Origin of the sequence: Paenibacillus harenae, assembly GCF_030812415.1 — a bacterium.
Classification (GTDB): Bacteria; Bacillota; Bacilli; order Paenibacillales; family Paenibacillaceae; genus Pristimantibacillus; species Pristimantibacillus harenae_A.
This window is the reverse complement of sequence record NZ_JAUSST010000006.1, coordinates 178,530-200,650: the sequence shown is the minus strand read 5'-3', so window position 1 is coordinate 200,650 and position 22,121 is coordinate 178,530. Positions and strand designations below refer to the sequence as shown.

Annotated in this window: 19 protein-coding genes; 11 read left to right on the top strand and 8 right to left on the bottom strand. The window is 51.2% G+C overall.

Features of this window, described 5'->3' with window-relative positions; genetic code table 11:
• Positions 1–205 precede the first annotated feature (205 nt).
• From J2T14_RS21830 to J2T14_RS21820, 3 genes are all read right to left on the bottom strand, one after another.
• Positions 206–1,291: an ABC transporter substrate-binding protein gene (locus tag J2T14_RS21830; protein ID WP_307474148.1), complete on the bottom strand. Its 1,086-nt coding sequence runs from the start codon at positions 1,289–1,291 to the stop codon at positions 206–208.
• A gap of 75 nt (positions 1,292–1,366) precedes the next feature.
• Complete coding sequence (locus J2T14_RS21825; protein WP_307474147.1) at positions 1,367–2,257, bottom strand: ABC transporter permease; 891 nt, start codon at positions 2,255–2,257, stop codon at positions 1,367–1,369.
• Positions 2,257–3,018, bottom strand: coding sequence for an ABC transporter ATP-binding protein (locus J2T14_RS21820; protein WP_307206103.1), 762 nt, complete (start codon positions 3,016–3,018; stop codon positions 2,257–2,259). Before J2T14_RS21820 ends, J2T14_RS21825 begins: the two co-directional genes overlap by 1 nt.
• A gap of 218 nt (positions 3,019–3,236) precedes the next feature.
• Between J2T14_RS21820 and J2T14_RS21815 the strand changes: the two genes are divergently transcribed.
• Positions 3,237–4,862 (top strand): PucR family transcriptional regulator, encoded by a 1,626-nt coding sequence (locus J2T14_RS21815; RefSeq protein WP_307474145.1) that lies wholly within the window; start codon positions 3,237–3,239, stop codon positions 4,860–4,862.
• 25 nt (positions 4,863–4,887) lie between these two features.
• Here J2T14_RS21815 and J2T14_RS21810 read toward each other — a convergent pair whose 3' ends face one another.
• Positions 4,888–6,033 (bottom strand): YheC/YheD family protein, encoded by a 1,146-nt coding sequence (locus tag J2T14_RS21810; protein ID WP_307474143.1) that lies wholly within the window; start codon positions 6,031–6,033, stop codon positions 4,888–4,890.
• Positions 6,034–6,188: 155 nt separating this feature from the next.
• Here J2T14_RS21810 and J2T14_RS21805 point away from each other — a divergent pair, with 155 nt between their 5' ends.
• From J2T14_RS21805 to J2T14_RS21795, 3 genes are read left to right on the top strand one after another with little or no spacing between them, the layout of a single operon-like run.
• Positions 6,189–7,409 carry a hypothetical protein gene (locus J2T14_RS21805; RefSeq protein WP_307474141.1) on the top strand — a complete coding sequence of 407 codons (1,221 nt, stop codon included), beginning with the start codon at positions 6,189–6,191 and terminating at the stop codon, positions 7,407–7,409.
• A gap of 16 nt (positions 7,410–7,425) precedes the next feature.
• A complete protein-coding gene (sbnA, locus tag J2T14_RS21800) occupies positions 7,426–8,397 on the top strand; it encodes a 2,3-diaminopropionate biosynthesis protein SbnA (RefSeq protein ID WP_307474139.1) in 972 nt (323 codons plus the stop codon).
• On the top strand, positions 8,397–9,368 hold the full coding sequence (locus J2T14_RS21795; RefSeq protein ID WP_307474138.1) for a 2,3-diaminopropionate biosynthesis protein SbnB: 972 nt from the start codon (positions 8,397–8,399) through the stop codon (positions 9,366–9,368). The genes sbnA and J2T14_RS21795 overlap by 1 nt, the downstream gene beginning before the upstream one ends.
• Positions 9,369–9,765: 397 nt before the next feature.
• Here J2T14_RS21795 and J2T14_RS21790 read toward each other — a convergent pair whose 3' ends face one another.
• A complete protein-coding gene (locus J2T14_RS21790) occupies positions 9,766–10,002 on the bottom strand; it encodes a DUF6953 family protein (protein ID WP_307206109.1) in 237 nt (78 codons plus the stop codon).
• 305 nt (positions 10,003–10,307) lie between these two features.
• On the opposite strand from J2T14_RS21790, the gene J2T14_RS21785 reads away from it, so the two are divergent.
• The gene (locus tag J2T14_RS21785; RefSeq protein ID WP_307206110.1) at positions 10,308–10,757 is read left to right on the top strand and encodes a MarR family winged helix-turn-helix transcriptional regulator; all 450 of its coding nucleotides are present in this window, start codon (positions 10,308–10,310) and stop codon (positions 10,755–10,757) included.
• A gap of 64 nt (positions 10,758–10,821) precedes the next feature.
• Positions 10,822–11,799, top strand: a complete 978-nt coding sequence (locus J2T14_RS21780; protein ID WP_307474136.1) for an aldo/keto reductase — start codon at positions 10,822–10,824, stop codon at positions 11,797–11,799.
• 49 nt (positions 11,800–11,848) lie between these two features.
• On the opposite strand, the gene J2T14_RS21775 is transcribed toward J2T14_RS21780, so the two are convergent.
• On the bottom strand, positions 11,849–12,535 hold the full coding sequence (locus tag J2T14_RS21775; protein WP_307474134.1) for a class I SAM-dependent methyltransferase: 687 nt from the start codon (positions 12,533–12,535) through the stop codon (positions 11,849–11,851).
• 156 nt (positions 12,536–12,691) lie between these two features.
• Here J2T14_RS21775 and J2T14_RS21770 point away from each other — a divergent pair, with 156 nt between their 5' ends.
• On the top strand, positions 12,692–13,396 hold the full coding sequence (locus J2T14_RS21770) for a peptidylprolyl isomerase (protein WP_307474132.1): 705 nt from the start codon (positions 12,692–12,694) through the stop codon (positions 13,394–13,396).
• Positions 13,397–13,738: 342 nt separating this feature from the next.
• On the opposite strand, the gene J2T14_RS21765 is transcribed toward J2T14_RS21770, so the two are convergent.
• Entirely contained in the window at positions 13,739–16,489 is a 2,751-nt protein-coding gene (locus J2T14_RS21765; RefSeq protein ID WP_307474130.1) for a family 78 glycoside hydrolase catalytic domain, read from the bottom strand.
• A 142-nt stretch (positions 16,490–16,631) separates the two neighbouring features.
• On the opposite strand from J2T14_RS21765, the gene J2T14_RS21760 reads away from it, so the two are divergent.
• The 4 genes from J2T14_RS21760 (at position 16,632) to J2T14_RS21745 (ending at position 20,510) form a co-directional block, all read left to right on the top strand.
• Positions 16,632–17,498 (top strand): helix-turn-helix domain-containing protein, encoded by an 867-nt coding sequence (locus J2T14_RS21760; RefSeq protein WP_307474128.1) that lies wholly within the window; start codon positions 16,632–16,634, stop codon positions 17,496–17,498.
• 256 nt (positions 17,499–17,754) lie between these two features.
• Positions 17,755–19,236, top strand: a complete 1,482-nt coding sequence (locus tag J2T14_RS21755; protein WP_307474814.1) for a glycoside hydrolase family 43 protein — start codon at positions 17,755–17,757, stop codon at positions 19,234–19,236.
• A gap of 134 nt (positions 19,237–19,370) precedes the next feature.
• Positions 19,371–19,904, top strand: coding sequence for a DUF6143 family protein (locus tag J2T14_RS21750; RefSeq protein WP_307474126.1), 534 nt, complete (start codon positions 19,371–19,373; stop codon positions 19,902–19,904).
• A 183-nt stretch (positions 19,905–20,087) separates the two neighbouring features.
• Positions 20,088–20,510 (top strand): DUF4395 domain-containing protein, encoded by a 423-nt coding sequence (locus J2T14_RS21745; protein ID WP_307474124.1) that lies wholly within the window; start codon positions 20,088–20,090, stop codon positions 20,508–20,510.
• 52 nt (positions 20,511–20,562) lie between these two features.
• Here J2T14_RS21745 and J2T14_RS21740 read toward each other — a convergent pair whose 3' ends face one another.
• Entirely contained in the window at positions 20,563–21,549 is a 987-nt protein-coding gene (locus J2T14_RS21740) for an oxidoreductase (RefSeq protein WP_373458189.1), read from the bottom strand.
• Between the last annotated feature and the right edge of the window lie 572 nt (positions 21,550–22,121).

Here is a 22,121-nt window from a genome sequence, read left to right as displayed (position 1 = left end):
CCCGCAAAATAGTGAGTCTAGTTCGTCAGAAGTCCGATAACCTTCCAATATAGCGAGATCCTCCTCACTAAATAATGAGGTTACCTCACAACCACCAACAGTCGGCGATGTACCCAGACACCTTCGCATACAGCTTTCCAAATACAATCGGGCCGCGGACTATGAAGTCAGCGGCCCGATTCATGTAAGTCCATTAATGCCTGAGTTACTTCAGCTCTACCGAGATCAGGCTGGAGTCAACTTCCTTCAGCAAGCTTAGGTCGTGGTAAGATGCAGGCGTCGGAATCGTTTCGATATTGCCTACGCCTTTCAGGTACTCGCCGACAGCCTTACCGTTGCTTCCGTTCACGTAGGAGTCGCCAACTTCCATCGAGTATACGTTGCGGCTCATAATTTGCGTCAGCTCTTCCTCGCTAAGGTGCAGCTCGGGAGCCAATACTTTAATGGCTTCCTCACGGTTGTCGTTGATGTAATCCGTCGCTTTCTTCAAGCTGCGCAGTATGGCCTTCAACGTGTTCGGATTTTCCTCAATGAAATCGTCGGATACTTGGATCGTCGTATGCACGCTCATCCAGTTCACGTCGCCTTGTTTATCCGGCAGCTCGCTCTTCGTTCCGCTGAAGAGAAACTTGCCGCCGCCTTGAATCGCCTTCGTAATGAACGGCTCCCAAGCAGCCATCGCGTCGATGTCGCCCTTCTCCAAAGCAACGACCGCGTCGCTCGGCGCAATGTTCACGTATTTGATCTTGCTTGCATCCACCCCAAGCTCTGCCGCCATGTTATTGATCGCGATCATAACGTCGGCTCCGCTCGGAATTCCGATCGTTTTGCCTTCAAGGTCCTTCGCGCTATTCAGTACAAGCTTGCTCGAACCGACAACCGCTTGCGTGCCTGCTATTTGCGCCAGCGGGGAGATGATTTTGACCGGAACGTCTTTCGATTTAAGGATGATATCCATAAAATTCGTTTGAATGCTGACAGGCGCGCTGCCTCCGGCAACCATCGGCGCGATGTCCGGTCCGCTCTCGATCAGTTGGCTCGTTATGTTCAAGCCCTCTTCTTTGAAATAGCCGAGCTTATCGGCAATAATTTGCTGCGAGGAAATTTGCGCGTCACGAACGCCGACCAGGGTCAAATCAACCGTCTCCAGCTTTGCAGAAGCTTCCGTATCGGCAGGCGAATTCGTAGAAGTCCCTTCCGGTGAGTTGTTATTGCCGCCGCATGCAGCAAGCACGAATGTTAGCGACGTCAATACGATTGCAGATTTAAACCATTTTCCCGATTTTTTCATAGGTATTCCCTCCACTATTGTTTGTTTTCTTGTCGTTTCTTCAATTGCCATGACTGACCGGTCCAGCGGGAAGCACTACTTCTCTATTGCGTCGCGGAGTCCGCCTTTACGCCAAGCCGTGATCCTCCTCTCGACCAATTTCAGTAAGTAGGACAACAAGCTGTATTCTAAGCCGATAAGTATGATGGCTATGAACATATTGGTTGTATTGAGATAGTTTCTAGCGTCTACGATAATATAGCCAAGTCCGTCCTTTGCGCCCATCATCTCGGAGACGATGAGAGCGGAGAACGACAAACCGAGGCTTACTTGCGCGCCGACGAGAAAATTCGGAATAGCGGAAGGCAGCATCACTCTCGTGAAAATTTGCCGCTCCGTCGCACCCAAGCTGAGCGCCGACCGAATTAATGTGGAAGGGACGGATTTGAAGCCGTCGAGCGTATACACCAGCACCGGAATAAAAGTCGTCCATGCGATTAGGAGCACCTTCGGAAACTCGCCAATGCCGAACCAAATAATAAACAACGGGAGCAAGGCTAGCGCCGGAATCGGTCCGACCAGATTAAGAATCGGCGAGAACCAACGCTCAACCGCTTTGAACTTGCTCATCACGACGCCGAGCGCAACCGCCGCAGCGCTTCCGATCACAAACCCTAGCAGAATTCGAACCGTACTCGAAAGGATACTGTCCGTAATGATGCCCGTCTTCGCCAGCTCCCAGCCTTCCGACAGCAGCACGGTCGGAGCCGGAAGAAAGTTCGGGTTAAAAAACTTGACGGTTTCATTCACTCTGGAAAACAGCTCCCACAGTACAAAGAACAGCAATGACGGGAGTATGTTGTATTTCTGAAAAAACGAACCGAACGCCCCGGGTCTTTTCCCGCGCGCTTGCTTGCCGATAACTGCCGCCTCAGCTCCCGCGAGCGGGCCGGCACCCTTCACTGTCGACGATTTAGCTCCATTCATTACGAACCCACCTTTGCTGAAACCTGCTCCAAATGCTCTTCATCCATCAGAACGCGTTCGATTCGGCTCATCATTTCACCGAATCCATCCGAATGCGACGACCGCGGGTGCTTAATGCCAACTTCAAAAATTTCCGCAATCTCGCCGTGCTTCATGACAACAACGCGATCCGCCAAATAAACAGCCTCGCTAATGCTATGCGTTACGAACAAAATAGTCGGCTTCAACTGGCTGCAAATCTTCTGCAGCTCGACGCGCATCGTCTCTCTCGTCAGTACGTCAAGAGCGCCGAACGGCTCATCCATGAGCAAAATATCCGGGCGGCTTGCGAGAGCCCTCGCAATGCCGACGCGCTGCTTCATCCCGCCCGACAGCTCCGCGGGATAATGCGAAGCATATGGCTCCAGTCCGACCAGCCTCAAAAACTGTTTGGCCGTCTCCTTCGCCTGCGCTTTGGGCATCTTCTGCACCTCGGGACCGAACGAGATATTGTCAAGCACCGTCATCCAGGGGAACAAGGCGTGATCCTGAAACACCATGCCCCGCGATTTCGACGGCCCTTTGACCGCTTCGCCGTCAACCGTAATCCCCCCCTCATCAGGCAGCAAGTAACCTGCAATCATATTCAACAACGTCGATTTGCCGCAACCGCTATGGCCTAATATGCATATAAACTCGTGAGAGTGAACGGTGAGATCTACATTTTTCAAAATCGTTCTGCTGCCATAGCTCTTCCCAACCTGGCGCACTTCCAATTTCATTACCCCAACCCCAATTCATTTAATTGTTAACTTAGCTTACATGTATCGGTGATGTATAGCTACATCTTAATCGCATTCCATCCAAAAGTCATTGTTCACATTAACCAATAATCACAGATATCCCTTGAACATTATGAACAATTGCATATTTACAACAAGAAGCACAAGTGATACATTGATGTCATAAAACATAACATTTGTGCAAGGGTGGTGCCGTCATGCTGCTCAAAGACTTGCTGTCGCTTCCTATATATGCCAACGCCGCGGTCGTCGCAGGCCGCGAAGGCATGAGCAATACCGTTCAATCCATCACCATCATGGATGCTCCCGACATCATTCATTATTTGAAGCCGCAGGAGCTGCTTCTTACAACCGGCTACGCGATGAAGGATCATCCCGAGGCGTTGCTGTCGCTCGTTACGAGCATGGCCGGCGTTGGCTGTGCCGGTCTTGCCATCAAGACCAAACGTTTCTTCAGCGAAGTGCCGCCGGAAGTCGTTAAGCGCGCCGACGAGCTGCAATTTCCGATCATCGAGCTGTCGTTGGAACAATCGCTTGGCGACATATGGAGCCACTCGCTCAGCCATATTCTAGAGAAACGAACCGACGAGCTGAATTATGCTCTGACGACGCATAGGCAATTTTCGCAAATGATTATGCAGGGCAAGACGACGCAGGACATCATCGAGGAGCTGTCCCTGCTTATCAGCTCGCCCGTTCTGCTCATCGATGCGCATGCCGAACTCCTCTGTCACTCCAGCGGCCTGACAGAACTGCAATGCCGCGATTTTCTGCCAAGCCTGCAAGAGCGTATCGCCCCCAATCGCGACTCCGCAGTTGCAGCAGCTTCCGTGATTCAACCGATCATGACTTTCCAGCTCGAAGGCTACGTAGTTGCGCTCATTGACCAGAGCCATGCGCACTACAGCTTGTCCAAGCATGCAATGGAACAAGCGGCCAACGTGATCGGTCTGGAGCTTATGAAGCGGCAAGCAGTGAAGGAGAGATCTCGCCGGTACAAAAACGAATTTTTCTCCGACTTCGTGGATGGCCTTATCTCCTCGGAGCAGGAGCTCACCCATCGCATCAAATATTACAACCTGATGAATCACCCCTCCTACGTCAGCGTCGTCATGAAACGGGATACATCCTACGATACCGCGGGCGTCTCGAACGCTATCGAAGCGGACGGCAGGTTTTTATCGGAGCGCGATCGCCACTACAATGTGCTGAAAACCGAGTTTTCCAAACTTGATCAACGGTTCGTGTTATTCACGAAAAACGATTATTTCTGCGCGTTGATCGCGCTGCAACGAGGCATCGATGTAAAGGAAGGCAAGGGCAGCAAGTTTATGGAGCAAATGCGGCAAATCGTCGATACCCTTCACCGGGTACACGGCATCCCGATTTCCATAGGGATCGGCAACCCCGTCCCCCAGCTCCCGGACATTCCGTTATCTTACAAGGAAGCCGTGGAAGCGTTGCAGACCGGCTATGACGCCCGCAAGCGACAGTTTGTCCAACCCTATCGCGCGAAAAACTTCAACAACCTCCTGCGGATGATTCCGAAGGAGGAGCTGAAGGAATATTACGAGGATACGTTCAAGGATTTGCTCCAAATCGATGGCAAGGAACGGAGCGATCTCCTTAAGACGCTAAGCACGTTCTATGAGACGCATTGCCAGCTGGCCGAAACAGCCAAGCAGCTATTCGTCCATCGCAACACCGTCACCTATCGTCTCGATAAATGCGAAAGGCTCACCGGCCGGGACTTGCGCGACCCGGTCGAGAGCCTTCGATTCCGCACCGCTTTCTCGATGGAATCCATCGTCCATTCCGATTAGAGGCGCTTGCCGCACTTATGCTTACTTACACGCCGCGCTTAGCTTTACCGCAATTCAGCGCGTATCTGCGGCCGTATGCTTTAGCGTACTTGATGATTCTGCGCAGCATCGTCTGATCCGGCAGCAGCGTGAAAGGACAAGGATCGGGCGATGTATTCACTTCCAATATCCATGGCTTCAAACGCTTATCGAGCGCGAGATCAAGCCCGATCACGTTCAGCCCCGGATAAGCGGCACGCATCTGCTTCGCCGTAACGAGTCCGATATAGTCCATATGCCGCAGCAAGCGGTTGCGGTAACCCGCATCGGAATATTTCTTCAGCAGAAGCGCAGTTGGGTAGATCGAACCGCCCTGACTGCCGTTCGTGACGATTTTGCGCGGATGCGCCACCCTTCCGAGCGTGCCCGTTGCTTCCCAGCCGCCATGCGGCGACTTCTGCACCATTAAACGGATATCGAACGGCCTGCCTTTATGCTTAAGCAGATTAATTCCTTTTTGCACCACATAAACTTTGCCTTTCGTCTCCCTGACAAGCGCGCTATAGAGCGCGTCATAACTGCCAAACGACGACTTCCGCAGCCCGTTCTGATAGGAATATCCGCCTCTATTCAGCTCCACGCGCATAACGCCGATACCCATTTGGCCATCCACGGGTTTCGCGTATACCATCCCGTAATTTCGCAGCATGCCATATAAGGTTTTCTTGCTGAACAGCTTCGTCTTCGGCACATGCCGGCTTAGCTCTCTGTTGCGGAGCAGCACCTTCGTCTTCACCCATTTATCCTTGTACGACCGGCTCACCTTCACAACAGGCTCAGCCTTCTTCCGCTTTGGAGGCGCGACCTTTTTGCTATAGGAAGCCTGCTTATATTTCCGCGGCACGACCTTCCGTTTCACCGGTGCCGGTGCTTTCCGCACATATTTTTTCTTAACAGGCTCGACATATTTGCTTCCGCCCGAACGACTGTACTTGTTAGGCTTATAGGACTTGAACCTGCGCGCTGTTGGACCCCACTTCTTCTTCGTTACTTTGTAGGATTTCTTCTTCTTTGGTCTCGAATACAATCTCCGGTATCTATAGTTGCTCTTTATAGACACCTCGGCCTTTGGGCCATCCTCCACCTTGTCGGCTTTGTTAGCCGTTACCGCCTTGTTCAAATTCACGTCCACGTAATCCCTCCGTTGTTTTCAGTCTCTTGTTAACATATTAATCTAGTCAAAAAATAGCCCTAGGCCGCTATCGTCATAAACCGAACCGAGCCGTCTTCGCCAACATATGCTTTAGTAATTCAGCTTTGAATCTATGCGATAGGAGGCTCATACCTATGACTCTAGCAATGCCAGTTCAGCGGCAAGTTAAGCTGATAGGCAAGCTTCATCCCTGGTACGCCGAATGGCTCGCGCAGCTGGGGCTTCATTCCCATGTGCAAAACATTGCGGAGCTGCCTTTTGTGACGGCCGAGGTGCTTGAACGAGGGTATTACGCAGTGCCAAGCAGAACCGAACCCGGCTTATCCGTCTACAGGACGTCGGGGACATCCTCCGGCAAGCGCAAGGCCATCTATTATTCGGAGCCGGATGACGAGCGCTATATCGATGCCAAAATGGCTTCTTTCCGCGAGTGGCTCGGCAGCGATCTGAAGAGCGTTCGCAGAGCGCTTGCCGACATGGGGACCGGGCACGCGGCCAGCACGGCCGTTACCATATTCGAGAAGATGGGGTTCGAAGCCGATGCCTTATCCTTCTCCTCTCCGATCGAAGAGCATATCGCTCGCCTTGACAGCTTCAAGCCCGACTTGCTCTACACGATGCCCTCCATCTTAGATGGCATTGCCGCAGCAGCTGCAACGCCGTCCGCGTTCGGCATCAAAAAAATAATCGTCGTCGGCGAGATTGCCACCTTGGAATGGCAAGCGAATATGGCTGAACGCTTCGGCATCCGGCGGGGCGATATTTTGGACACCTACGGCTCCATCGAGATCGGGGCCATCGCCGCTTATTCGCATGCGCTCGGCAAATACGTCTTATCCGACGGCCTGTTCGGGGAAGCCGTACCGGCCGAACAAATCGATCCGGGCTTTGCTCCGCTTCAGGACAACGAAGGCGTGCTCGTGCTGACCTCTTTCGTCCGCTCTATGTTTCCCGCTATTCGATTCGTCACTTACGACGTTGTGAGAGATTTTGAGACGATTATGGTAGACGGCGTACCGAAGCAAACGTTCCGCTGCATCTCGAAACGGATCGGCGCGGAGCTGAAGCATGGCGAGAAAATCAGCCTTTATGACATCGAAGAGGTCGTGAACCGCTTCGTGCATGATGCGGAGCTGCGGGTGCGCATTAGCGGCAATAAGCTTGCCGTTCATATTAAGAGCAAGTCGCTGGATGAAGCAATGATGGAAATGATCCGGCAAGCGATCGAGGTTAAGATTCCTGAGATTGGCGAAATGATTCAAAACCGTATTTTGAGCGGGATTGTCGTGACGAAAGCGGCAGATGACGAGCAATTGGAACGGGGAGCGGTGAAGGCGAAAAAGATCTATTTTTGAAAGGTGGGCCATCGTGGTGAACGATAGTATATTGGCCATTATCGGGCAAACGCCGCTTGTGCGGCTGTCCAGACTATTCGAAGAACGCCGGGGCATACGGGTATACGCCAAGCTGGAGCTGATGAATCCGAACGGAAGCTCCAAGGACCGGCCCGCTGCGCGCATTATCGATCAAGCGATCAAGGACGGACGAATCGGCCCGGGGTCGGTCGTCGTCGAATCAAGCTCAGGCAATATGGCGATCAGCCTTGCTGCAATCTGTTCTTACCATGGCATGAAGTTTATATGCGTAATCGATCCGAAGACGTCCGAGCAGAACATCAAGATCATGAAGGCATATGGCGCGGAGATTGAATTCGTGGCTGAACCGGACGAAGCGACCGGTGAATTTTTGCCGGCACGGCTGCAGCGGGTACAGGAGCTTCTCCAGCGCTTACCGGGCAGCTATTGGCCGAACCAATACGCGAATGACAACAATTACGGCGCTCATTACGAGGGCACGATGCGCGAGATCGTCGACGAGCTTGGGACAGTCGACTATGTCGTCGGCGGCGTCAGCACATGCGGCACGATGCTCGGATGCTCCTTGTATGCGCGCGAGCACTCGCCCGGCACGAAGCTCGTTGCCGTCGATGCCGAAGGCAGCGTCATATTCGGCGGCGCCAAAGGACCTCGCGTGTTTCCCGGCCTCGGGGCAGGCATCGTCCCTCCCTTCGGGCAGTCGAAATTTATGGACATTTCTATGAATATACCGGAACGCGAAATGGTAGCCTGCTGCAGGAAGCTCGTTCAGAAGGAATCGATTCTTGCCGGACCCTCCTCCGGCGCCGTCATTGCGGCGATGTCACGCCTCTATGATCAGATTCCGAGCGGCTCCGTCTGCGCTGTCATCCTCCATGACCGCGGAGAGCGATACATGGATACCGTCTACTCCGACGCATGGGTCGAGCAGAAATTCGGCACTGCCATTCCACCGTTGAAAGGATAATGCTCGTGTTATATTTGAACGATAGTCATCTACGCATGGTCGGCTTGCAATGGAATGAACTTGTAAATAGCGTGGAGCATGCCGTCACCGTCATGGATCAAGGCGATTACGCCCAACCCCTGAAGCCTTATTTGCGCTACAAAGATCCGGCCAACCGCATTATCGCGATGCCTGCCTATATCGGCGGCGACGTGCAAGCCGCCGGCTTGAAATGGATCGCCAGCTTTCCCGGCAACATTCACCTCGGACTGCCTCGCGCGCATAGCGTGACCGTCCTGAACAATGCGGCAAGCGGCGTGCCGTACGCTATCATCAACGCACCGCTTGCGAGCGCCGCGCGCACCGCCGCCGTAAGCGGCCTCGTTCTTCGCCATTATTTGAAAGCCCATCCGGGGCGCCGCATGCGGGTAGGCATCATCGGATGGGGCCCGATCGGCCAGCTGCACTTCGATATGTGCGCCGAGCTGTACGGCGATCTCATCGACTCGGCCCTCGTCTACGACATTCGCGAGCCGAAGCTCGACAATATCCACTCCGCCCTGCGCGGCAAGACGCTTGCTGCGTCCACTTGGCAGCAGCTCTACGCCGAATCCGACGTCGTTATCACATGCACCGTCAGCAGCAATCGCTACATCGATGCGCCTCCCGCTCCGGGGACGCTGCTGCTGGACGTGTCGCTGCGCGACTTCAAGGCGGAAGCCATCGGCGGAGTGAAGGCCGTCATTGTCGACGATTGGAACGAGGTATGCCGCGAGAATACCGATATCGAGCTGCTGCACAAAGAGTGCGGCCTCGCGAAAGAACAGACGCGTTCGCTCGCCGACGTCGTGTGCCGCGAGGCGCTCGCAGCTTGGGGGCATGACGAGCCGGTGTTATTTTGCCCGATGGGAATGGCTTCGTTCGATCTGACCGTAGCCGACTATATGGTGCGGCGTGCGGAAGCGCTTGGGATCGGCGTAGGGTTGGAGTAGAGGTTTGAACTGGGGGTACTGGAGAGGTAGTTGGAGTAACTGGAGTGGCTGGCGCATTCGTTCGTTAATACCGACTCAGAAAAGCAGCATGACTTGGGCTGCAACAACCGACTAATCAGCAGCACTCCGCAAATTTAACTGGAATAACTACCTCTAATTTTGCGAAAAGTAGCCGATATGTTGGAATAACTGGAATTCCTCCCGCTAATCCTGCCCATATCCGTGCTTCTTGGTTTAGTCCGTATTATTAACGGGAGTTTTTCCGGTTATTGATGCATCGGCGCACGAACGCCACAATTTAGCGGGACAAAACACCTTTATGTTATTTAATAGCCCGAAGAATAGCCTGCATCCATGACGATGCAGGCTGTTTGCATGAAATTGTATTAGGCGAGCTCTAGCTCCAGCCCCAGAAAAAGCCGTCGCGCTCCCATGCCGCCTTGCCGCGATGAAGCTTGCGGAACGCCTTCTTCACCTCTTTGTCGATCGACTCGTTGCCGTTCTCATTCACGTAAATAAATGACTCGCCAAAATGGCTCTTAATATATTCAACCGCGGCCTCTTGATGCAAGATTCCCGCCGATTTCACTTCATTCAACATCCATTCCGCCACATCGTCTGCCGTATGCGCCATAATCATAACTCCTCCATAACATCGAATAAACGTTGTAACTATAACATAATCGGCTGCCGTTCACAAAAAAGCTTGGCACGTCGTATTTTGGAGAAGCGCAGTCAATCGTTGAAGCAATATAAAAAATGGAGCGTGAACGCAAGTTGTTCACACCCCATTTTCGGATAACATTTATGCGCTTTGCCAGGTTGACAGTCGGCAGCCGTCTGCTCTATATTTGGTTTAATACAATTTAATTGGATGATCAGCAATGAAAAGGGGCATTTTATAATAAAAATAGAATGCCTATACCTTTGGAGGTACACATGAATATCGACGATACGATAAAGCTCGATAACCAAATCTGCTTCGCCATATATGCCTGCTCGCGGGAGATGACCAAGCTATACCGCCCTATTCTGGATAAGCTCGGATTAACCTATACGCAATACGTCACGATGCTCGCGCTATGGGAGCAGGACCATATCTCGGTCAGCGCGCTTGGACATAAGCTATACCTCGATTCGGGAACGCTTACGCCGCTTCTGAAGAAGCTCGAGGCCGCCGGTCTTCTGACACGCACCCGCGACCGCGACGACGAGCGCAGCGTTCTCGTTACGCTTACAGAGGCAGGCCAAGCTTTGAAGATCAAAGCTTACGATGTCCCTCCACAACTCTACTGCCAGCTGGGCAGTACGCCTGAAGATGCAGAATCGCTCCTGCGGCAGGTCAATGAGCTGCTAGGGAGAATTCAACAAATTACCGGCAAATCCTAATCCAATCCAAACTACACACTACTCTCTATCTATAACCGATTTGCCGCAAAGGAGACTCGCTGCCATGCCTCAATCCACCTATCGACGATTTGGCAATACTTCATTGAAGTTATCTCCTCTTGGACTCGGATGCTGGCAATTCAGCAATGGAGGGGGCTTGATCGGCAAGTTCTGGCCCACGCTAGAGCCGAGCATAATCAATGACATCGTACGAACCTGCATTGAAGGCGGTATAAACTGGTTCGATACCGCCGAAATATATGGCAACGGACAGTCCGAGCAGCAGCTTGCCCGCGCATTGCGTGAAACGTTGCCTGCGGAAGCCCATGTTCACGTTGCTACGAAATGGTGGCCTATCCTTCGCACAGCCAGCAGCATTGGACGAACGATTAACGATCGATCGGAAGCGCTTGAAGGACGGAAGATCGATTTGTACCAAGTCCATCAGCCGTTCTCGTTCTCTACCGTCGGCAGCGAGATGCGGGAGATGATTAAGCTTGCGGAAGCGGGAAAGATCGAGTATATAGGCGTCAGCAACTTCTGCGCCAAGCAGATGATCGAAGCGGACCGCGTTCTGCGCGAGCATGGCATGCGTCTGGCCTCCAATCAAGTGAAGTATAGCTTGCTCGACCGAAGCATTGAGAAGAATGGCATCCTGGACACCGCCAAGGAGCTGAATGCCGCCATTATCGCTTACTCGCCGCTTGCGCAAGGCATTCTAAGCGGCAAATTCCATGACGATCCGCTGCTTGTCAAAACGATCAAAGGGCCTCGCAAGTTTGGCACCGCCTTCCGCCGGGAAGGTATGAAACGATCGAAGCCGCTTATCGATACGATGCGCCAGATCGCTTCCCATTATGACGCTACCGTCACGCAGGTCGCGCTCAATTGGCTCATTCATGCCCATGGCAATACCGTATTCGCGATCCCCGGCGCTTCCAAAGCGCAGCATGCCGAGCAGAACGTCAAGACGCTCCGCTTCAAGCTGACGGTTGACGAGATTAACGAAATTAGCGAGGTGTCGAAATTCGTTATTCGGTAACCGAAAGAGGAGCAGCGCCTCATTCAGCGCTCCCCGCCTTCATTCCAATCTACGTATGAAGCCACCATACGCCTGCGCATTCCGGAACATAAGCCCTGCCGCTCAACGCACCGGCACGTTCCATATCCTCCCCGAAAAAGAAATCCGTCAAATGCTCCGCCTGCTCCGGGCTATCGAACTGATAATCCAGACGGATCCACTTATGCGAGAAGCCGAACTTTTCCGTTAATGCCGAATAATAGCTTAGCAGAAAATCGGGCGGATTCGGCTGTTCGAACCCCGTTCCCATCGTCTCGAAAATAATAATCGTCCCGCCCGGGCGCAGCACCCGTCCCAGCTCGCGCATGACCTTCTCGATATCTCGCTCCCAACTCGGATTGTTGCTGGATCCCAAATAACATATGCACCATCCGGCCACAATCAGATCGGCGCTTTTCTCTTCGAGCGGCAGCTCTCTCATATCGGCGGCGATTGTCCGCCAGTTGGTATGTCCGGCAGCGGCAAGCTTATTTGCCGCGATCCCCAGCATCGCTTGCGAGGCGTCTGTCGCCACGATGGACCGCGCATCGCCCGCGAGCACGGTCGTCAGTCTGCCCGTCCCTGCCCCCACATCGACAATATCGAGCCCCGCATATGGCCTAATCTCGTTGATGAGCATCTGCAAGGCAGGCTGTTTCGTAATCAAAGCATCGTAAATCTCCGCTTCATTCTTATAAATCGCTTCATGATCCGGCATAATGGCAATCATCCTTCCTGTATTGATATAACACTGCGAATCCATCGTAAAGCTTTCCCTTACGAGAAGGTCAACCCTCAAATGCATGCACACTCGCAATCAAATCATTCGATATGCTATTATACAAAGTGGATCATATACAAGGGGGATGCGTACATGCTGTTGAATAAAAGATTATTTGCAGGACTGCTCGTCATACTCGCCGTATTGCTTGTCGTCGCGACAGGCTGCGGGGCCAGCAAGGAAAATACCGGAGGCGACACGCAAGGCTCGGGCAACAATGAAAATGCTGCCGCAACGGAGCCGCCGCAGGAAGACGGCCCCGAGCTGCTCGGATCGGACAAGCATCCCGTCGTTACGATTGAGATGAGCAACGATAAAGCGATTAAGGTCGAGCTCTATCCGGAGGTTGCTCCGAATACAGTCAACAACTTCATCTCGCTTGTACAAAGCGGGTTCTATGACGGCGTTATTTTCCACCGCGTTATTCCGGGCTTCATGATTCAAGGCGGCGATCCCGACGGCGTAGGCAGCGGCGGTCCGGGTTACAGCATTGCCGGAGAGTTCTCGTCGAACGGCTTCGAGAACAAACTGAAGCATGCGCGCGGCGTTATTTCCATGGCGCGGACGAATGATCCGAATTCGGCAGGTTCGCAGTTCTTCATCATGGCCGAGGATAATACTTCACTCGACAATCAGTACGCTGCATTCGGCAAAGTTACGGAAGGGCTCGAAGTGGTCGACGAAATCGTTGCCCAAGAGCGCGACGCCAGCGACAAGCCGCTTGAACCGCTTTCCATGAAGAAGGTTACGGTGGACACGAAAGGCATGACGTTCGAAGCTCCGAAAAAAGTAGAATAACGCTTCTATCGCGGGCAGAAGAAGAGACGGCCTCATTATCCCGTTATCGGGCGATGAGGCCGTTTTTTTGCTATGCTACCCCTTCACGCTTCCTATAACCATCCCTTTAACAAAATATCGCTGTAGAAACGGATAGGTTAGTAATACCGGCAGTGCTCCAGTTATAAACGATGACGGCCAGAATATAAGTTGGCAGCAACGAAAGGCAGAAGAGCGCGAACAGCCTCGTTAATACTGTTTTTTTCCACATCCCGTTCATGAATAATGGTCACAGCCTCTCCCGAAACCTAAAAAATACTCTCCGGAAGGACATTCCAGAGAGCAATCGGTCCTATAGGTTGTTTAGATGATCGTAAACTTGTAATGGCCTGATCCTACATTTTGAATCCAATACGTTTGCCCCTGTTTTTCAATTCGATTATTACTGCTGCCGCCTGTATTTATTTTCCCGGAGCCGATCGCAGGAATTCCAACGTCAGCAGTTGTACCTACAGGAATTTGAACTTCCAGGTGCATCCCATCCTCATTTCGATCATACGCAACGCGAACAGCGCCATACGGACTTGCTATACTTCCTTGTGCTTTCCCGATGGTATGTGTCAGCGCAGGCTCGATCTTCATATTTCGATAACCCGGCGCTTCCATTCTTATTCCTAATACATAACTGGTCAGCCACTCTTTCACATGCCCCATCATGGCATGGTTTCTCGATCTCGCCATACCATGCCATAGTTCCTCGTAATTCCAATACTCCGGAAGAGTAGTCAAACCGTTATCTACAAAAAACTTATAGTTCGGCTGCGTATCGTTCATAACCATTCGATAGACCACATCGTTGTGGCCATACTTTCCTAATACGGAAAACACTTGTTTCAATCCGACTTCCCCTGACGATAAATGATAATCGCGTTGACGAACGGCCTCGACAAGCTTCCCGATCGAGCTTTCTTTGTTTTCCTCTAATACAATGCCGCTAAACAGCACACAGCCGTAACTTGACTGACTGTCATTCCCATACACCTTGCGCTCCGGTTGATAGCACTCCCTATGATTATGAAACCTGCCCCTTACATCCGATGCTTGAGATAAGAAACGCTCCGCATTCTCTGAATCGCGAAGTAGATTTGAAATTTGAGCCATCGTGCTCAGCAAATAATAATAAGCGCAATTCTCGACCAGCACTTTCGGCGTGCTTTCATTTAGTTGCCCCCAGTCTCCCATCTGCGCATAATTATTTAACAGGCCATTGACCGTTTGAGACTCCAGGTAGGCTATATATCGTTTCATCGCAGGATATGCTTTTACTAATATAGATTCATCTCCGTAGATCTGATAATACTCCCACGGCGTCAGAATGCATGCGCCGCTCCAGTTCGGATCTCTATGCAAGCCGACGATGCGATGATATTCCGGAGCAATGGCAGGGATATAACCGATCTGCTCGGTATCGCCGTTCCGAATATCGGTTTCGTCGGTTTGCGAATCGATCATATCCTGCACGATTTTCGGAATCCATGAACGAATGTCATATCCCGCAGCCATGGAGCGGAACATCAAGTGAGTCGTTTCAAGCCATCCGATCTTTTCGATTTGCGGGCAGTCCGTGAAGGAGAAGAACATATTGCTTTCAATCGACCGCTCCGTCATCTCGTTAATTTGATTAATTACGGGATTAGATGTTTCAAAGGTGCCTGTTTTTTCATTCGAAACTCTCAGAACGCAACAATTAAAATTAGTAATGGATGCTTCCCGTCCGAATCCCGCAACCTCTACGTACCGGAATCCCTGGTAACAAAATGAGGGATGCCAGCTTTCGTCTCCGGTACCTCTAACGGTATAGCTGTTCTTGATACTGCAATGGTATCGTTCACTCCAGCTTTGCGTGCAAGAGGACTGATCTACAGCCGTTCCCGCATCATTCAAGATTTCTGCCGGAAACATCTGAATTACTGTTCCTCTGTCCGTCTCCTTCATCCCGTGCAGCACGATCTCCGGAAAGCCCGCTACATTGCGTCCCATATCCACTAGCAAATGACCATTATTCAGCCTCGTTACGGATGCGGCCGGGAACTTTTCCGTTATTCGGGCGGGGTGAAACTCTCTTGCTTTTAATTTGCCGAGCGGCGGACTCATCAAAGCAGCATTCTGCCATCGGGTACGATCTGATCCCGGCATATCCCAGCCGCTGATTTCAGCAGTCGCGTCATAATCTTCCCCGCCATACCAATTGTTGAAGGTTATGGGACTGTCCGTTATTTTCCAACTGCCATCCGTTGCTGCCACGACTTCTATGGAGCCGTCTTCATAGGTCATTTCGATCTGGGCGATCGCTTTTTTCTCTCCGTAAATCCCTTGCCGCAAGTATCCGCTATCGTTTTTTTGATACCGATGTTCAGGCGCCTCGGTGTGATCATCCAACAACATAACAGGATTAACCTTGAAATTAACGTATTGTCCGTTTCCGATGACGATTCCGATTGCATTGGTACCGTTCTTTAATCGATTTGTAATATCATAGGTTACATAGTACACCGTCTTAGAAAAGTCGCTTTCGCCTGGATTAAAAAAATGATCGTCCAATCGGGATCCGTTTATGCTTGCCTGGAATAACCCTAATCCGCTAATATAAGCACGAGCCTTGACGATCCGCTTGCAATCCGGTACTTCGAAATCCGTTGCCGCTTGCGGAGCGGAAGACTTGTTGCCCATTGTATGATCCCCCTGCCCAATCCAGCTTGCGGTCCATTCATGATCCTCCAGCAGCCCCATTTCCCATGAGGCCGGTTCGCTCCATTCCGACTCTGTATGATGGTTATCCCACACTTTTACTTTCCAGAAAACCTCCTGTCTGGATAAGAGCGAGCTTCCATTATATCGGATCGCGTAGTTTCTCTCGTTCAGAACCTTTCCTGAATCCCACAAGTCGCCTATGTCGTTGCTTAAATAGTCTATTGAGGAAGCAACAACAATACGATAGGCGCCCTGATTCCGATTCTGCTCGCCTGACTCAAGGGTATAGCTTAACAGCGGGTTCTTGGTCTCGATTCCCAGTGGATTTTCCAAATACTGAACAAGTAAATTCGTAATGATCATACCGATATAACCTCCTGCTTTTGAGTTGCTATAACCGCTCCTATGCTATAATTATAGCTATCCCCATCCTGACAACATCCGCTAATAAGGACATAACATCCACGGATTAATGCCATAACTGTGTCGAGGTGAGAGTCAAATCATGAACGCGGTCATCCATCGATTTAAAGGCGAATATTTTTATAAAAATCATCTTCAGATTCATGTCAGCCGTTTTACGGAAGATTTTGAAGTTCCGTTTCATTCCCATGACTTTATTGAATTTAATCTCGTGGCAGAAGGAAAAGGATTCCATTATATCTCAAATCAAGTTAATCCCGTGCGCAAAGGCCAATTATTTATTATTCCGGTCGGAACCCCGCATGTCTTCCGTCCGGCTTCTACCGATACCGAGCATCAACATTTGATTGTTTACAACTGTAGTTTCGAACCAACCGTACTCGATGAGTTGAAGAGCATTCTTGTTGATTCGTCCCTTCTTCGCTTTATTGAGGAGCTTAAGGATACTGGCTTCGGTCTTGACTCTTATGACGAGGATGGCACCATTGAGAAGATTTTGTCTTCCATGCACAGAGAATACTCTTTATTGCGATCGGGTTCCGAGACTTTCATATCTACGCTGCTAATTCAGTTAATCATTGCCGTATATCGACTCCAAACCAATGTTAAACAAGGTACCATAAGCGAGAATCTTCAATTTGAAGTTGTTATCCAATACGTGGAGCAGCACCTCCATGAAGAACTGACTTTGTCGCTATTAGCCAGCAACTCCAAATGGAGCGTGCGGCACTTGCAACGGCTGTTCGTTAGATACACGGGACAAACTTTCGGGAAATACGTTCAGAACATGAGAATACGGAAAAGCTGCGAGCAACTGCACCATTCTCAACTTAAAATCAGTACCATTGCCGAGAATGTTGGCTACCGGCATCTCGAATCATTTAATTCCGCATTCAAGAAAATCATGGGGGAGACACCGAGTCAATTTCGTACGCGGATTTTCATATAAAACCTACCGATTCCAGCACATAGGAATGACCTGCAGAAAAAAGGTATAGTCCTCACCATTTTGGTGAGTAACTGTATCTTTTTTCTCATCAGCGTGGCTTTATCAGCGGCTTCTAGCTTGTTAAATGGTCTCAAGTCGAATATAATAATTTTATTAATTAGTTAATGTTAATATAAACTATATCTTTGTTTTAAGGGGGATCCACATTTTGAAGAAAAGAACAGCTCTAATCGCATCGGTATGCGTCCTCGCACTAATGAGCGCTTGCAGCGACAACGGCGGCGGCAACCGTATCGGTAACAACAATACGAACAGCCCAGCCCCATCGATCACGCCCGGGGCGGACACAGCCGCCAATAATTTGAAAGCGGTTACGGAAGCGGAACCGACCTTCAAGAACGCATCCGTGCATGATCCGTCGATTATTAAGGTCGGCGATACGTTCTATGTGTTCGGCTCGCATCTGGCGGTGGCCAAGTCGACCGACCTGATGAACTGGGAGCAGCTTAACTCGAGCGTTTATGACGAGAATCCGATTATTCCGAACGTAACGAAGGAAATGAGCGAAGGGCTCGAATGGGCCGAGACGGATACGTTCTGGGCAGGCGATGTTATTCAGCTTGCGGACGGCAAGTTCTATATGTATTACAGCATGTGCAAGGGCGATTCTCCTCGCTCCGCGCTCGGCATTGCCGTAGCGGACAAGGTCGAAGGGCCCTATACCGACAAAGGCTTGATTCTCAAATCCGGCATGTGGAATGATCTCGGCGCAGACGGCACGGTATACGATGCAACGGTGCATCCGAACGTCGTCGATCCGAACGTGTTCTTCGACAAGGACGGCATCCTATGGATGGTGTACGGCTCGTATTCCGGGGGCATCTTCATTATGAAGCTCGATCCAGCGACGGGTCTCCCCCTCGAAGGACAAGGCTACGGCAAGAAGCTGCTGGGCAATAACCATAGCAGGATTGAAGCGCCATACATTCAGTACGTAGAAGAAACCGGCTACTACTACCTCTATTTGTCCTATGGAGGGCTTGATTCCACGGGCGGTTACAATATCCGCGTTGCCCGCTCCGAGAACCCCGACGGCCCATACGTCGATTCGGAAGGCAAAGCGATGATCGATGCCTACGGTGCGTTCGGCACCTTTTTCGACGATCTATCCATTGCGCCTTACGGCGCTAAGCTGATGGGCAACTTCCAGTTCGATAACGTGGACGGCGAGATTGCGAATATCGGAACGGGATACGTGTCTCCGGGCCATAATTCCGTCTATTATGATGCCGAATTAAACAAAAACTTCATTATATTCCACACTCGCTTCCCGTCCCGCGGAGAAGGCCATGAGGTTCGCGTTCATCAACTGCTGATGAATACCGAGGGCTGGCCGGTCGCAGTGCCGCATCGTTATGCGGGCGAGACGGCCGAGAAGGTTACGGCCGAGAAGGTTATCGGGGCGTACAAGTTCGTGAATCACGGCAAAGATATTACCGCCGATGTGAAGGCCGCTGCGCTGATCGAACTGCAAAAGGATGGCAAGATTACGGGCAGCGTCAGCGGCTCTTGGAAGAGCACCGGCGACTATACGATCGAACTTACGATCGACGGCACCGTATACAACGGCGTTTTCCTCCGTCAATGGGATGAAGGGACTCTGTCCTATGTCATGACATTCAGCGCCTTGTCTGCAGAAGGTGTCGCGGTATGGGGCAGTCACGTCTCTAAAGAGTAACACCGCCTTCAACGATGTCGTCTGCTGCCAAGGCCGGTTCTTACCCATCGTCTCCTGCCTACACGCATGCATGTTCCGCGATTCTAATCATATGGTTGAATAGAAGCATGTATTAGGAAGGGGACGGTGCAGCAATGTATTCCTTTGGCCCGCCGAATGTCGTGGACATAACAAATCCATTCATTAAGTCCTTGCAGGGCAAATATTTCATGGGCGAGACGGACCAGCTTCAGCCGACGGATTCCAACCGCGTCTGGGCTGCGCTCGTCAATCCCTCTCACTCGGGCGTTAACCTGTACTTCGATATGTACGTGATCAGTAATTTATCGCATGACCCTCTCGTCTCGCAAATATGCTTCTGCAACGGCTTGCCCGCACGCGGAATGATGTCGCATGAAGTATCGGCAACGAATCTAACGTTTCACCCGAGGCCGACACCATGCGTTCAGGTGCAATTCGGCAGCGAGCTGGATCCGACGACGCTTGCCGCCGTTCCTGTCTCCACCCGCGTTATACCGGGCTATTCCAGCCTCCCGAGCGAGAAGGCCGGCCGCTGGATCTTCGGCCCTGGCCAGTCGCTGTTGTTCACGCTCACCGGGCCGATGCATCGCTCCGCCCCCGCCGTTCTATCGTTCGGCTGGTGGGAGGAGCCGGTAGGAAGGTACTGACTCATAAGAATGTAATGTGTACTACTCTCAGCCGAATAACGCAACCTTTTTGCGCTATTCTTCGACTGGCGCATCCGCTCACCTCACACTAATTATTCCCGCTCCTGCTCTATTGCCAAACTTGGTGCGTAGTCCTATAATTAAATTATTCAATTTAATTCCGATAAGGAAAGTTGGTATAGCATGAAAGAGATACCTATTCCGTACGTGCGAAGCAATCAGGCAGGTATTGTCCTTTTCTTAGTGGCATTCTTCATTACGCAAGCAACATGGATTGTTGCGGCATTGTTCATCATTCAGGTGATCGGCCTCCTATTCGGGGCAAAAGCGAATTTGTTCATTCGGATCGCTCGTCCGTTTCTAATGCAGCTTGCAGCGAAATCCCGGACGGAAGCAGCAGAACTTCAACGATTCAACAATTCGCTGGCAGTCGGCTTCCTCACGTTATCGCTGATTAGCCTCCTATTCGGCTGGACAGTGGCAGCCAACATCTTTGCAGCCATGATGGGCGCTGCCGCGTTCGCCGCGCTGCTCGGATATTGCATCGGATGCACGATGTACTTCCAATACAAGCAGTTCCGCGCACGCAGATTGCAACGCGGATAAGACAATAAGCGCTACCCGCTCACTTATCAGCGGAATAGCGCTTTTTCTCTCCTTACAGCTTAACAACCATCCGCTTGCGCGAATCACCCGCGAGCATTCGCTTCGTATACGCCGCAACCTCCTCCAGCCCGATAACTTCGCTCATGACATCCAGCTTATCCAGCTTGTAACGTCCGGCCAGCAGCTCCCAAACCCGGAGCCGCTTCTCCATCCGCGCCATAACCGAATCGATGCCGATCAAGCGCACGCCGCGCAATATAAACGGATAGACCGAAGTCGCAAGGTCGATCCCGCCCGTCATGCCGCTAGCCGCTACTGCTCCGCCATAGTTCAAGCTCGCAATAATCGTTGCCAGCGTTTTGCCGCCGACGCAATCGACTGCACCTGCCCATAGCTGCTTGCCGAGCGGCGCGGACGTCTGGGGAACGATCTCATCCCTTGATACAACTCGCTTGGCGCCAAGTCCAAGCAAATACCCGCTCATATCCGACTTGCCCGAGCTTGCCGTTACCTCATATCCTAGCTTGGAAGCAATAGCTATCGCCATACTGCCAACACCGCCTGACGCTCCTGTTACGAGCAAAGGTCCTTTGTCCGGGCTTAGCCCGTCCCGCTCCAGCTCGAACAACGATAACGCTGCGGTGAAGCCTGCCGTTCCGAGTGCCATTGTATTCTTCATCGATAAGCCTGCAGGTAGCTTGACCGCCCATTGCGAAGGAACTCGCGCATATTCGCTATACCCTCCATAATGAGAGACGCCAAGGCCGTAGCCCGTAACGAGCACTTCATCTCCTTCGCGATACAATCCGGAGTCGCAGGTCACAACGACGCCAGCGAGATCGATTCCCGGAACGAATGGGTAACTTCGAACAATATTGCCTCCTGCCTTGCAAGCTAAAGCATCCTTATAATTGACGCTGGAGTAGGCTACCTTAATAAGCAGATCGCCCCCCGGCAGATCATTCAGCCCCAGCATCTTCACCTGCGCAATAACTTCCTCGTCCTGCTTCTCTAACACAAGAGCACGGTAAGAATCCATATCCATCGCCATTCCTCCAGCCAGCCTATTTGCGTATCTATGCCCAAACAAACTCATATATGCATTTCCATGCTCAAACCATGTTAGTCCGAATCGTTTCATTTCGTCAAAGTAATTCAGGTGGAGGTAGTTGTCGCTTTGCAGGTCTAGACCCTTACACTAAAGAACATAACGTTGCTTTGAATTTGATTCGATAGCATCTTTTGAAATAATCGCTATTCCTTCATAATATTGTTATGAAGAAGATATGGATATGCGGTATATCATGTTTGCTCGTCGTTATGATCTCAGTTTTCTTGTACAATGTGAATCAATTTAATCGGGAGCAAAAGAAAATAGGAGAAGAATATGTTTTATTTTCAGAAACTTCGGAGGATAGTACTACAGCCAGACTGGAGTTTCACGGGGTTCCTTTTAAGATTAATCAAGATGGTCAAGTAATGATTCAAAGAAAGTATGGAGATCAGGCTGTAGCTTGTTGTACATAAAATTTATCTATAATATACGTAGAGACTGACTGAAATCAATGACGACCTTTCCCGGTTTCAGGAAAAGGTCGTCATTTTTTATTA

Coding starts and splice junctions, on each gene's coding strand:
- J2T14_RS21775 (WP_307474134.1), bottom strand. CDS start 12,535: ATGCCGGATCATGAAGCGATTTATAAGAATGAAGCGGAGATTTACGAT.
- J2T14_RS21760 (WP_307474128.1), top strand. CDS start 16,632: ATGAACGCGGTCATCCATCGATTTAAAGGCGAATATTTTTATAAAAAT.
- J2T14_RS21785 (WP_307206110.1), top strand. CDS start 10,308: ATGAATATCGACGATACGATAAAGCTCGATAACCAAATCTGCTTCGCC.
- J2T14_RS21770 (WP_307474132.1), top strand. CDS start 12,692: ATGCTGTTGAATAAAAGATTATTTGCAGGACTGCTCGTCATACTCGCC.
- J2T14_RS21765 (WP_307474130.1), bottom strand. CDS start 16,489: ATGATCATTACGAATTTACTTGTTCAGTATTTGGAAAATCCACTGGGA.
- J2T14_RS21755 (WP_307474814.1), top strand. CDS start 17,755: ATGAGCGCTTGCAGCGACAACGGCGGCGGCAACCGTATCGGTAACAAC.
- J2T14_RS21790 (WP_307206109.1), bottom strand. CDS start 10,002: ATGGCGCATACGGCAGACGATGTGGCGGAATGGATGTTGAATGAAGTG.
- J2T14_RS21825 (WP_307474147.1), bottom strand. CDS start 2,257: ATGAATGGAGCTAAATCGTCGACAGTGAAGGGTGCCGGCCCGCTCGCG.
- J2T14_RS21750 (WP_307474126.1), top strand. CDS start 19,371: ATGTATTCCTTTGGCCCGCCGAATGTCGTGGACATAACAAATCCATTC.
- J2T14_RS21820 (WP_307206103.1), bottom strand. CDS start 3,018: ATGAAATTGGAAGTGCGCCAGGTTGGGAAGAGCTATGGCAGCAGAACG.
- J2T14_RS21780 (WP_307474136.1), top strand. CDS start 10,822: ATGCCTCAATCCACCTATCGACGATTTGGCAATACTTCATTGAAGTTA.
- J2T14_RS21805 (WP_307474141.1), top strand. CDS start 6,189: ATGACTCTAGCAATGCCAGTTCAGCGGCAAGTTAAGCTGATAGGCAAG.
- J2T14_RS21745 (WP_307474124.1), top strand. CDS start 20,088: ATGAAAGAGATACCTATTCCGTACGTGCGAAGCAATCAGGCAGGTATT.
- J2T14_RS21740 (WP_373458189.1), bottom strand. CDS start 21,549: ATGGATTCTTACCGTGCTCTTGTGTTAGAGAAGCAGGACGAGGAAGTT.
- J2T14_RS21815 (WP_307474145.1), top strand. CDS start 3,237: ATGCTGCTCAAAGACTTGCTGTCGCTTCCTATATATGCCAACGCCGCG.
- J2T14_RS21830 (WP_307474148.1), bottom strand. CDS start 1,291: ATGAAAAAATCGGGAAAATGGTTTAAATCTGCAATCGTATTGACGTCG.
- J2T14_RS21795 (WP_307474138.1), top strand. CDS start 8,397: ATGCTCGTGTTATATTTGAACGATAGTCATCTACGCATGGTCGGCTTG.